The 11,796-nt window shown below is 68.6% G+C and carries 11 protein-coding genes; 4 read left to right on the forward strand and 7 right to left on the reverse strand.

Annotated elements, in window-relative coordinates; genetic code table 11:
- Nucleotides 1-97: 97 nt before the first annotated feature.
- Nucleotides 98-1,978, forward strand: coding sequence for an ABC transporter ATP-binding protein (locus ASF22_RS08265; protein WP_056166925.1), 1,881 nt, complete (start codon nucleotides 98-100; stop codon nucleotides 1,976-1,978).
- An 18-nt stretch (nucleotides 1,979-1,996) separates the two neighbouring features.
- Here ASF22_RS08265 and ASF22_RS08270 read toward each other — a convergent pair whose 3' ends face one another.
- Both ASF22_RS08270 and ASF22_RS08275 read right to left on the reverse strand, forming a co-directional pair.
- Entirely contained in the window at nucleotides 1,997-2,446 is a 450-nt protein-coding gene (locus ASF22_RS08270; RefSeq protein WP_056166270.1) for a response regulator, read from the reverse strand.
- On the reverse strand, nucleotides 2,443-3,924 hold the full coding sequence (locus ASF22_RS08275; protein WP_280137409.1) for a histidine kinase dimerization/phosphoacceptor domain -containing protein: 1,482 nt from the start codon (nucleotides 3,922-3,924) through the stop codon (nucleotides 2,443-2,445). The genes ASF22_RS08270 and ASF22_RS08275 overlap by 4 nt, the downstream gene beginning before the upstream one ends.
- A 65-nt stretch (nucleotides 3,925-3,989) precedes the next feature.
- On the opposite strand from ASF22_RS08275, the gene ASF22_RS08280 reads away from it, so the two are divergent.
- The gene (locus ASF22_RS08280; RefSeq protein WP_056263307.1) at nucleotides 3,990-5,174 is read left to right on the forward strand and encodes a patatin-like phospholipase family protein; all 1,185 of its coding nucleotides are present in this window, start codon (nucleotides 3,990-3,992) and stop codon (nucleotides 5,172-5,174) included.
- 176 nt (nucleotides 5,175-5,350) lie between these two features.
- Nucleotides 5,351-6,976 carry an ABC-F family ATP-binding cassette domain-containing protein gene (locus ASF22_RS08285; RefSeq protein WP_056166280.1) on the forward strand — a complete coding sequence of 542 codons (1,626 nt, stop codon included), beginning with the start codon at nucleotides 5,351-5,353 and terminating at the stop codon, nucleotides 6,974-6,976.
- A gap of 194 nt (nucleotides 6,977-7,170) precedes the next feature.
- On the opposite strand, the gene ASF22_RS08290 is transcribed toward ASF22_RS08285, so the two are convergent.
- Complete coding sequence (locus ASF22_RS08290) at nucleotides 7,171-7,299, reverse strand: hypothetical protein (RefSeq protein WP_056087800.1); 129 nt, start codon at nucleotides 7,297-7,299, stop codon at nucleotides 7,171-7,173.
- Nucleotides 7,300-7,443: 144 nt separating this feature from the next.
- Between ASF22_RS08290 and ASF22_RS08295 the strand changes: the two genes are divergently transcribed.
- Nucleotides 7,444-8,694 (forward strand): nucleoside transporter C-terminal domain-containing protein, encoded by a 1,251-nt coding sequence (locus tag ASF22_RS08295; protein ID WP_056263309.1) that lies wholly within the window; start codon nucleotides 7,444-7,446, stop codon nucleotides 8,692-8,694.
- A 79-nt stretch (nucleotides 8,695-8,773) separates the two neighbouring features.
- Here ASF22_RS08295 and minE read toward each other — a convergent pair whose 3' ends face one another.
- The 4 genes from minE to minC (ASF22_RS08315) form a co-directional block, all read right to left on the reverse strand.
- Nucleotides 8,774-9,040 (reverse strand): cell division topological specificity factor MinE, encoded by a 267-nt coding sequence (minE, locus tag ASF22_RS08300; RefSeq protein WP_056087796.1) that lies wholly within the window; start codon nucleotides 9,038-9,040, stop codon nucleotides 8,774-8,776.
- Entirely contained in the window at nucleotides 9,037-9,852 is an 816-nt protein-coding gene (gene minD / locus ASF22_RS08305) for a septum site-determining protein MinD (RefSeq protein ID WP_056166289.1), read from the reverse strand. Before minD ends, minE begins: the two co-directional genes overlap by 4 nt.
- Nucleotides 9,853-9,866: 14 nt before the next feature.
- Entirely contained in the window at nucleotides 9,867-10,568 is a 702-nt protein-coding gene (gene minC / locus ASF22_RS08310) for a septum site-determining protein MinC (protein ID WP_056263311.1), read from the reverse strand.
- A gap of 180 nt (nucleotides 10,569-10,748) precedes the next feature.
- On the reverse strand, nucleotides 10,749-11,408 hold the full coding sequence (gene minC, locus ASF22_RS08315; protein WP_056166294.1) for a septum site-determining protein MinC: 660 nt from the start codon (nucleotides 11,406-11,408) through the stop codon (nucleotides 10,749-10,751).
- Between the last annotated feature and the right edge of the window lie 388 nt (nucleotides 11,409-11,796).

Here is an 11,796-nt window from a genome sequence, read left to right on the forward strand (position 1 = left end):
GTCCGATCTCTCAAGGCACCGGCGCCACGGCCTGCGACAGCCCGGCACCGCCGGCCGGGATCGACGCATGGGCCCGGCCCCGCCATGGTCCGCGCCGATGCCAGCACCCCGTCCCGACCCCGCTCCCTCCACCGCGCCGCCGGACGGTGCCCTCGCCGAGCGCTTCGGCGCCCTGCGCCATCTGCCGGCCCTCGCCCGCCTCGTCTACGCCGCGAGCCCGCGCCTGCTGCCGGCGAGCCTCGCCCTGCGGCTCGCCCGGGCGAGCCTGCCCGTGTCGATGCTCTACGTGGCGAAACTCATCCTCGACGCCATCGTGGCCGAACATGCCCGACCGCACCCCATCGGCCTCGGCATCGACGCCTGGATGGCCGATCCGGCCTTGAGGCACCTCGCCGGACTCGTCGTCCTCGAATTCGGACTGGCGATCCTGTCCGATCTTCTGGGCCGTGCCAGCACCCTCGTCGACGGCCTAGTCGCCGATCGCTACGGCAACGCCGCCAGCCTCCGGCTCATGCGCCACGCCGCCGACCTCGATCTCGCCCAGTTCGAGGATGCGGCCCAGCAGGACCGCCTGGAGCGGGCGCGCCGGCAGGTCACCGGCCGCTCGAACCTGCTGTTCCAGCTCTTCGGCCAGGGGCAGGACCTCATCACCCTCGCGGCCTTCGCCATCGGGTTGGCGGCCTATGCGCCCTGGCTCATCCTCCTCGTGGCCCTGGCCCTGGTGCCGGCCTTCCTCAACGAGACGTACTTCAACCGCCAGGGCTACCGCCTCGCCTGGACACGCACGCCGGAGCGGCGACAGATCGATTACCTGCGGACGCTGGGTGCCAGCGTCGAGTCGGCCAAGGAAGTGAAGCTGTTCGGCCTCAACGGCTACATCGCCGAGCGTTACGGTGCCCTCGCGGAAAAGCTCATCGCCGACAACCGGGACCTGGCCCTGCGCCGCGCCGCCTGGGGCGGCGGCTTCGCGGCCCTCGGCAGTCTCGCCTATTACGCAGCCTATGCCACCCTGGTCTGGCGTACGGCGGCCGGACAATTCTCCATCGGGGATCTCGCGTTCCTGGCCGGATCGTTCCAGCGCCTGCGCTCCCTCATCGAGGGCCTGCTGCAGGGGGTCTCGCAGATCGCTTCCGGGGCACAGTACCTCGACGACCTGTTCGCGTTCTTCGCCCTCGTGCCGTCCGTCCGCTCGCCGGCCTCGCCGATTCCACTCCCGAACCGTATGGTCGAGGGAATCGTCTTCGAGGATGTGGGCTTCCGCTATCCGGGCACGGATGTCTGGGCGGTGCGCCACCTCGGGTTCCATCTTCGCGCCGGCGAGGTCCTGGCGCTCGTCGGCGAGAACGGCGCCGGCAAGACGACCATCGTCAAGCTGTTGACCCGGCTCTACGACCCGACCGAGGGCCGGGTTCTCCTCGATGGACGCCCTCTCCCGGACTACGATCTCGACGCGCTGCGCGCCCGCATCGGCGTGATCTTCCAGGATTTCGTGCGCTTCAACCTCACCGCCGGCCAGAACGTCGCGGTGGGCCGGATCGAGGCCCGCGCCGACGAGGCGCGCATCGCCCGTGCGGCGCGGCGCAGTCTGGCCGACGCCGTGATCGCACGCCTGCCGCTGGCCTACGACCAGCCGCTCGGCAAGCTGTTCGCCGAAGGCGTCGACCTCTCCGGCGGCCAGTGGCAGAAGATCGCGCTCAGCCGCGCCTACATGCGCGAGGCCGAGATCCTCATCCTCGACGAGCCCACGGCAGCCCTCGACGCACGGGCCGAGTTCGAGGTGTTCCAGCGTTTTCGCGACCTCAGCCACGGGCGCACGGCGGTGATCATTTCCCACCGCTTCTCCACGGTCCGCATGGCCGACCGCATCCTGGTTCTGGATGGTGGCCGGGTCCTCGAAGCCGGCACCCATGCCGAGCTGCAGGCCACGGGCGGCCGATACGCCGAACTGTTCGAGCTGCAGGCGGCCGGCTATCGCTGACGCCGTCCCGCGCCCGCGTCAGTCCCGCAGGCTGTCCATCTGCGCCCGGTAGTCCGGGGCCAGGTTCAGGCCCAGGGGCGCGTCCATGGTGGGTGGCGGATTGCGCACGCAGGCCTCCAGATACGCGATGGTATCGAGGATCACCGCTTCGCTGAAGGGTTTGGCGATCACACCGACCGCTCCCTCGAAATCCTCGGAGAAGCGCCGGGCGTTGGCGGTGACGAACACGAGCATGGCATCGGATTCGTCCCGCAGGGTCCGGACGATATCGAGGCCGGACGAGCCCCCGCGCAATTGCAGATCGACGAACACGATGTCGGGCTGGGTTTCGCGCGCCAGGCGGATCGCGCCCTGTGCCGTGTCGGCGGTCCCGACGACCGCGTGACCGCAATCCTCGAGGAGAAATTCGAGCTGCATCGCGACGAGGGCTTCGTCTTCCGCGATCAGGACCCGAAGGGGTTCGCTCACGCTGTCTCCCTGCTGGTGGCGGTCTCGAGCGGCAGGCGGATGTCGATCCAAGTTCCGGGCCGCGCTCCGGTATTGGCAGGCTGCCAAGCGATACTCGCGTTCAACTGACGTGCCAAGCTTTCGATGAGGCGTTTGCCGAAGGAACGATTGCCCAGGACTTCGCGCGGCATCCCGACCCCGTCGTCGCAGATCCCGACGATGAAATGATCGCCGTCGGGTTTCACCACGATGGACAGCAAACCCTGCGCTTCGCCCGGAAAAGCGTGCTTCAGGGCGTTGGTGATGAGCTCGTTCATGATCAGGGCGATGGGGGGCGCCTTCTCGACCGGGACCTCAACCGCTTCGAGGTCGAAATGCAGGCCGATGCCGGCCCGGCCCGAACCGCGGACGAGATCGGAGGCGAGCTCGCGGGCGAATTCGGCCACATCGAATCGACGCACGTCCTGTGATTGGTACAGCCGCTTGTGGACCGTCCCGAGGGCTTCGATCCGGGTCAGCATCGTCTTCATCGCCTCGCGCGCCGCCGGATCGACGATGGCACGGGTTTGCATGGTCAGGAGCGAGGCGATCATCTGAAGATTGTTCTTCACGCGGTGGTCGACCTCGTGGACCAGCATGGTCTTCGCCGCCAGCGCCTCGGTCAGATCCTGTGTCCGCTTGCCGACCTCGCGCTCGAAATGTTCCTTCTCGTGCTGGATGCGCTTCTGGGCATCGACGCGTTCGGTGATGTCGAGCTGCGAGGCGAAGAAGTAGAGCAGTTCGCCCGCCTCGTTGATGACTGGGCTCATGTAGAGGGCGTTCCAGAACGTCGTGCCGTCCTTGCGGTAGTTCAGGATGTCGATGGAGATGTCGCGCCGCGCATCGACGGCCTCGCGGATCTGGCGAACGGCGTTGGGATCGGTGTCGGCGCCCTGCAGGAATCGGCAGTTGGTGCCCATGATTTCGTCTCGGCGATAACCCGAGAGCCTGAGGAAGGCGTCGTTGACGAACACGATGGGATTGTCGCCCCGGCGCGGATCGGTGACGATCATCGCCATGCGCGTCGCGCGAATGGCGGCGGCGAAGGGATCGCCCTTGCCGTGCTCGACCATCAGGTCGTCCGTGAGGTGCCAGGCGTCGTCCCGTTCCATCGTCCTGCCTTCTGCTGGAGGCCCGGGACCCCCGGGCGATCCTGTTCGTGCCGCTCGTTCTCGCTGTGCACCCGCTTGGTGTCCCCGCTTGCCGAAAGTCCCGGCGCGCGGAGCCGCAGGGTTTGCGCCTCGGGCGATGGCGCCGAACGGGTTTTCGTGACGGGTTTTCGTGGAGGCGCCAGTCCGATCCGGTTCGTAACCGTGACCGTGCACCGCTTTAAATTCGGGACGCGGGTGAAAGTTCAATCCGTCCAGTAACCTGAAGCGGCGACCACGCCTCAGGCCGCCGGCGACCGGATGTGTCCCCGATACCACGCCTCGACGGAGAAGCGAGACGGGCCGGAACACCCCAACGGCCAAGCTGGTTCTCGTGCTACGTAGATCCGGTGGGATCGGGCGGTTAGGAAATATCGATGTCTCGTCGTCTCGGGTGGTCGCGCGGCGTCCTCGCCCTTCTCCTTGCCGGTCAGCTCGGCGCCTGCGGCTCCACGCCCCGCGTTTCCTACACGGCGAGCGAGGCCGCCGCCGCCACGGTGCCGGGCATGGACCTGTCCGTGCGCGCCTACGCGGACGCGTCCGAGACGACCTTCACGGAGATGGCCGCCCGGCCCGAGAACAAGAAGGTGCCGTTCGCCTATCTCGCCCTGTCGGGCGGCGGTGGCGACGGGGCCTACGGCGCCGGAATTCTCAACGGCTGGACGGAATCCGGCAAGCGCCCGGAATTCTCCCTCGTCTCGGGTGTCTCCACCGGAGCGCTCATTGCACCCTTCGCCTTCGTCGGCCCCGAATACGACGCGGTCCTCAAGGATATCTACACGAGCGGCGTCGCCTCCACCCTGGTTCAGTCGCCGAGCGTCGCCAATGTTCTGTTCGGCTCTGGTCTGTTCGGCGATGGGCGCCTGCGCGACCTCGTCCGCCGTTACGTGACGCCGGACCTGCTCGCCGCCATCGCCACCCAGCACGCCAAGGGCCGCCGCCTCCTCGTGGTGACCACCAACCTTGATTCCCAGCGCGCCGTGATCTGGAACATGGGCGCCATCGCGACCAATGGCGGACCCACCGCCCTGGACCTGTTCTCGGACGTGCTCACGGCCTCCGCCAGCATCCCGGCGGTGTTCCCGCCCCAGCTCCTCGACGTGCAGGCGGAGGGCCGTGCGTTCCAGGAAATGCATGTGGACGGCTCGGTGGTGACGCCGGTGTTCACCCTGCCGCAATCGTTCCTGCTGCGCGACGGGCGCTTCAAGGCCGGCGCGAAATCCGACATCTACGTGATCATCAACGGTCGTCTGGAGCCGGAATTCGACCTCGCGCAGAACAACACCCTGTCCATCGTCGAGCGCTCGTTCACCACGGCGAGCCGTGCCCGCAGCCGGGCCACCATGGCCACGACCTACGCCTTCACCCGGTCCAACGGCATCGGCTTCAACCTCACCTACATCGACGAATCGGCGCCCAACACCACCGCGGCCCGGGGCTTCGACACGGGCTACATGCGCAGCCTCTACGAGAGCGGCTTCCAGGCCGGGCGCACCGGCACGTTCTGGCGCAAGAACGTGCCGACCGCGCCCCTGCTGAAGACCGTCGCGGAAGCCCGCTGAGGCGGCACCACGCATCACGAGGGCCACCCCTGTTGGGGTCGGCCCGGGTCTCCGGAGCCGAGAACGAGGGCCACCCCTGCGGGGGTGGGTCTCGTGTCTCATGCTGCAATGCGATAGGAAGCCGGTTCCCCGTGGGTCGCTCGTGAGCCCGCGCCCCTTCGGCGAACCGTGGCTGCATGATCCAGATCGAAGACCTCACCTTCAGCGCCTGGGGCCGGCGCTTTTTCGACCGCGCGAGCGTCGCCATCCCACCGGGCTCCAAGGTCGGGCTGGTGGGACGCAACGGGGTCGGCAAATCGACCCTGTTCAAGATCATCCTCGGCGAGTTCCAGCCCGACGGCGGCGCGATCCTGCTGCCGAAGACCGCCCGTGTGGCGAGCGTCGACCAGGAGCACCCGGCGACGCCCATCAGCCTCATCGACACGATCCTCGCCGCCGACACGGAGCGCGAGGCCCTGAACGCCGAGCTCGAGACCGCCGAGCCCGAGCGCATGGGAGAGATCTACGGCCGCCTCATCGAGATCGACGCCGACCGGGCGCCCGCGCGCGCCGGCGAGATCCTGGCCGGCCTCGGCTTCTCCGTGGCCGACCTCGAACGCCCTATGGCCGAGTTCTCCGGCGGCTGGCGCATGCGGGTGGCCCTCGCCGCCGCACTGTTCGCCGAGCCGGACATGCTGCTCCTCGATGAGCCGACCAACTACCTCGATCTCGAAGGTGCCCTGTGGCTGGAGGCGCGGCTGAAGCGCTATCCGCACTCGGCGCTCATCATCAGCCACGACCGCGAACTCTTGAACAATTCCGTCGACGCCATCCTGCACGTGGCCGGCGAGAAGCTCGAGCTCTACACGGGCGGCTACGACGACTTCGAGAAGCGCCGGGCGGAGAAGGCCCGTCTCCAGGCCTCGACCAAGGTGAAGCAGGAGGCCGAGCGCGCCCACCTGCAGAGCTTCGTCGATCGCTTCAAGGCCTCCGCCTCCAAGGCCGCACAGGCCCAGTCGCGGATGAAGCGTCTGGCCAAGATGGAGCCCATCGCCACCACCATCGAGGAGCACGTGGCCCCGTTCCACCTGCCGTCGCCGAAGCGGCCCCTGGCGCCGCCCCTCATGCACCTCACCGGCGCCAGCATCGGCTACGGCGACGACGCGCCGATCCTGCGCGACCTCAACCTAACCCTCGACGTCGACGACCGCATCGGGTTGCTCGGCGTCAACGGGGCGGGCAAATCCACCTTCGCCAAGATGGCGGCCGGTGCCTTGTCCGTCCGCGACGGCCGGATGGTGCGCGAGGGGCGCGTGCAGGTCGGCTGGTTCCACCAGCACCAGATCGAGGCCCTCGATCCGAAGGACACGCCGCTCGCCATCATCCGCCGCGAGCGACCCGACGACAGTGAATCCGCCCGCCGCGCCAAGCTGGCGAGCTTCGGGCTTCCCTTCGACAAGCAGGAGACCACCGTGGACGCCCTGTCGGGCGGCGAGCGGGCGCGCCTGCTCCTGAACCTCGTGGCCATGCAGGCGCCGCACCTGCTCATCCTCGACGAGCCGACCAACCACCTCGACATCGACAGCCGCCGGGCGCTCCTCGATGCGCTCAACGATTACGGCGGGGCGGTGATCCTCATCACCCACGATCGCTCGCTGATGGAGCTCGTAGCGGACCGCCTGTGGCTGGCGGCGGACAACACCGTGACGCCGTTCGCCGGGGATATGGACGATTACGCGAAGTTCGTTCTCGACCGCACCCGCGCGGGTCAGCGCGCGCCGGGGCAGGGGCGGGAGAAGAAGGGCAAGCGCCGGGCGGCGTGAAACTGACGCTTCTTCGACCTCGAACTTCATCCTGAGGTGCCGCGAAGCGGCCTCGAAGGAGGACTCCAGGGAACGCGGCGCCTTCTGAAACCCTTCTTCGAGGCCTCCGCTTCGCTCCAACGCCTCAGAATGAGGAGGCGGGAGGGGAACACTGAAACGCCGCCATCCCGAGGGACGGCGGCGCTTTAAAATTCCTACTTGCGCAGCAGCTTGGTGACGAGGCGTCCGATCGGGCTGCTCGACTCGTAGTTGCGCTCGTCGCGCACCACGGGGCGGTCCTCGTTGCCGAGGATCTTGGTGACGAGGCGTCCGATGAGGCTCATGGCTGGCTCCGGGTGTCGAGGGGAGCGCCGGCGATAACGGCGCAGCTTGACCCATCAACACGCAGGTCCCGATACCTGTTCCCATGGGACGCGCGCCGTGACGGCATCGGCCTTGCTGGCGAAGGCCGAAACACGCGAGGCCGGATGACCGACAAGCTGCTCCACGCCGGCGCGAGCCTGGCCTTTCTCCTCGTCGTCGGGATCCTGTTCTCGACCGACCGCCGGGCGATCCGCCCCCGGGTGGTGCTCTCGGCCCTCGCCCTTCAGGTGACGCTCGGGGCCCTCGTGCTGTTCGTGCCCTGGGGACGGGCCGGGCTCGCGGCGGCGGCCGGCTTCGTCCAGACCGTGCTCGGCTATGGCGACCGCGGCACCGCGTTCCTGTTCGGCGGCCTCGTCGAACCCAGGATGTTCGAACTGTTCGGCGGCAGCGGCTTCATCCTCGCCTTACGCATCCTGCCGCAGATCCTCTACGTCTCCGCCCTCATCGCGGTCCTGTACCATTTCGGCGTGATGCAGGCGGCGGCCCGTGCCGTCGGGTCGGTGCTGCGGCGCGTGCTCGGCACCTCGCCCATCGAGACGTTCTCGGCCGTCATCACCATCGCCATCGGCCAGAGCGAGATCGCCATCGCGCTGCGACCCTTCCTCATGGCGCTGACCTCGGCCGAACTCTTCGCCGTGATGTCGAGCGGGGCGGCCTCGACCGCCGGTACCATCCTGGCCGGCTACGCGGCGCTCGGCGTACCCATGGAGTACCTCTTGGCGGCGAGCGTCATGGCGATTCCGGGCGGCCTGCTCTACGCCAAGATCCTGGTGCCGACGACGGAGCCGACCCGCATCGTCTCCACCCACGTCACCTTCGGCGAGACCCGGGCCGTCAACGTCATCGAGGCGGCGGCCGACGGCACCCAGAAGGGGCTGGGGGTGGCCGTGTCCGTGGGGGCGATGCTCATCGCGTTCACGGGCCTCATCGCCCTGCTGAACGGCTTCGCCGGCTGGGCCGGCGGCGTGTTCGGATGGCCCGGCCTCAGCCTGGAAGGCGTGCTCGGCGCCGCCTTCGCGCCCCTGGCCTGGCTTCTGGGGGTGCCCTGGAGCGAGGCCGGCTTCGTCGGAGGTGCGCTCGGCCAGAAGATCGCCTTCAACGAGTTCCTGGCCTACGCCCGGATCTCGCCCGTCCTCAAGGACGGCAGCCTCGATCCCCGCACGGGCGCGATCCTGTGCTTTGCCCTGTGCGGGTTCGCCAACCTCACCTCGGTGGCGATCCAACTCGCCAGCCTGTCGAGCCTGGCGCCCGAGCGTCGTCCCGAGATCGCCCGGTTCGGCCTGCGGGCGATCCTGGCCGGGACCCTGTCCAACCTCACGAGCGCGGCCCTGGCGGGCCTGTTCATCGGAGGGTGAAACGCGAAATTTCCGTCTGACATGCGAAGCGCGCGCGGAGGGCTGCACCCCGCGCGCGCTTCGAATTGTCGAGCCTGGCTCAAGCCGCCTTGCGGGCCACCAGGGGGACGGGCAGTTCGATGTCGACGCCGAGGGTCGAGACGTCCTTGCCCCGGTCCAGGCGGATCTGGACCTTGTCCTGTTCGACGATGACGTGCTTGGCGATCACCGCGAGGATCTCTTCGCGAAGAATCATCACGAGGTCGGAGCCGCCGGCATTCCCGCGCTCATGCGCGAGGATGAGCTGCAGGCGGTCCCGCGCCACCGGCGCGGACCCCCGCCGGTTGAACATCTTGCGAAGGCTCATGCCGCCCTCCGGGTGAACAGCTTGTTGAGAAGGGACTTCTTGTCCGACGGAATCGCCATCGGCACCGTATCGCCCTTGAGGCGGCGGACCGCGTCGATGTAGGCCCGCGACGGGGCGCAGAGCGGGTTGTTGAGGGTCACCGGGCAGCCGACGTTGGAGGCGCGCAGGACTTCCATGCTCTCGGGGATGATGGCCAGCAGCGGGATCGAGAGGATCTCGAGCACGTCATCGATCTTGAGCATGTCGCCCCGGTCGGCCCGGGCGGCGTCGTAGCGGGTGAGGATGAGGTGCTTCTCCATGGTCTCGCCGCGCTCGGCCTTGAGGGTCTTCGAATCGAGGAGCCCGATGATCCGATCCGAATCGCGCACCGAGGAGACTTCCGGATTGGTCACCACCACGGCGAGATCGGCGTGGCGCATGGCCAGCGTCGCGCCGCGCTCGATGCCGGCGGGCGAATCGCAGATCACCCAGTCGAACTTTTCGCGCAGCTCGTTCATGACGCGGGCGACGCCCTCGTCCGTGAGCGCGTCCTTGTCGCGGGTCTGCGAGGCGGGCAGCAGGGAGAGGTTCTCCAGGCGCTTGTCGCGGATGAGGGCCTGGTTGAGCTTGGCGTCGCCGTTGACCACGTTGATGAGGTCGTAGACCACGCGGCGCTCGGCGCCCATCACGAGGTCGAGGTTGCGCAGGCCGACGTCGAAATCGACCACCGCCACGCTCTGGCCCGCCTGCGCGAGCGCCGCACCGAGGGCCGCCGTCGTCGTCGTCTTGCCGACGCCGCCCTTGCCTGATGTCACGACCAGAATCTTGGCCATACGAGCTGTCTCCCTCAATCCAAGGATGCGAATTTGATGGCGCCGCCATCGAGCCAGATCTGCACGGCCTGGCCGCGCAGGTGGGTGCCCATGTCCTCGGCCGTGCGGACGAGGCGGTCGATGCCGAGGAGTTCGGGCTCGAACTTGCGGCAGCAGATGCGGGCGCGGGGGTTGCGGGCGGCGCCGGCGATGGCGCGCCCCCGCAGGGCGCCGTAGACGTGGATGGACCCGCCGGCGAGGATCTCGGCCCCCGAGGAGACCGAGCCCATCACGGTGACGTCACCGGTGGGGTGGACGATGGACTGGCCCGACCGCACGGACCCTTCGATGGTCAGCGAAGTCGTGGCCGGCTCCGGAGGCGCCGGCGGCTCCTCCGGCACGGTCGGGATCTCGACGGTCGAGACCCCGCGGCCCGCGCCGAGCCAGGGCGGGCGCCCCGGACCGACGAGGGGAAGTTCCGAGCCCTCGATGCCGAGGATGCGGATGCGGCGGCTGCCGAGATCGGCGAGCAGCCGGTCGAGGCCGGGGGCGTCCGGCGCGAGTGCCGCGACGTCGAGGATCAGGGCGCGCCCGTCGAACAGCGTCGGCGAGCGCTTCAGGGCCTCGTCCAGATCGGCGAACCAATCGGGAAGCGGCAGCTCCGGGGCCAGGACGAGCGCCTTGAAGGCACGGCCACGAAGCTCAACGGATCGGCGGGGAGTGGGGGCGCTGGTCACGGCGTCTCGCGATTCCTTACCAGACCATTGATGCCCGGTATGGTTACCGCTTCGTTAACGAGCCGTGTTCAAAGGATTAAAGATTGCCCCTGTCCCGGGATACCGTGATCCCCGGAGCACAGGACGGGCCCGGTGAAGGAAACAGGCTGGGCCGAAGCGGGGCGCCGGGCCGAGGCTCGCTCAGTCGAGAGCCGCCACCTTGATGGTGTCGCCCTCGAGCCGCACCTGCGCAGGCAGGCCGCGCTGGACGGGCCCGAGGTCGTCGGCCGTGCGGTAGAGGCCGTCGATGGCGATGAGTTCGGGCTCGAACTTGCGGCAGGTGATGCGCGCCTCCGGGTTCCCCGCCGCCCCCGCGATGGCCCGCCCCCGCAGGGCGCCGTAGACGTGAAGCGAGCCGCCCGCGATGATCTCGGCGCCGGACGCCACGGAGCCCATCACGGTGATGTCGCCGTCGAGATGCAGCACCGTCTGGCCGGAGCGCACGGGCGCGTCGAGGATCAGGGAGCGGGCCGGCGCCGGTGACGAGGCCACCGACATCCGGGCCTCGGGCGCCTCGGCCTCCGGAGCCGCAACCTCCTCCACGGGGCGTCCGCCGGCCAGGGGCGGCGGCAGGCCGTCGCCGAGGAGACCGTGCGCCGCACCCTCGATGCCCATCACGGTGACGTTGCGGCCGGAGAGGTCCGCCACGAGGGCCCGCAATCCCTCCCGGTCGAGGCCGGCGCCCGAAATTTCGAGGATCACCGGCCGCCCGACGAAGAAGGCCGGCGAGCGCCGGGCGAGGGCGTCGAGTTCCTCCAGCCATTCGGCCACCGGCGGCACCGGCGCGAGGACGAGGGCCATGAACGAACGGCCGCGAAAGCGGATCGGGGGGCGGGCGGGGTTCGACGGACTGACGGCGGAACTTGCGGACACGACATCTCTCTTCCGAGGGGAGGGGCCGCGGCCCGTTGTGAACGGAAGCCCCGAAATGGTTCTTGGCCGGCGAAGTGGTTCTCGGCCGACATGTTAACCCGGAGCGAGTCTCCGAGTGGACCTCCATTCGGACCGTCAACACGATTTGAAACGGCTTATTCCACGGCTGCGCTCTCGGTCAGAAGGAGGGCTGCGGGAGGTTTCGGCAAGGACACCGATATTCAGCAAAGCAACTTTGGAATGGTTCCATAACATACTGATTGCCCGCGTAAGTGGGAGATCGGTATAGCGGAGCGCATCCAATCTGAGACGGCGG

Origin of the sequence: Methylobacterium sp. Leaf87, assembly GCF_001422775.1 — a bacterium.
In the GTDB taxonomy this organism is placed as follows: Bacteria; Pseudomonadota; Alphaproteobacteria; order Rhizobiales; family Beijerinckiaceae; genus Methylobacterium.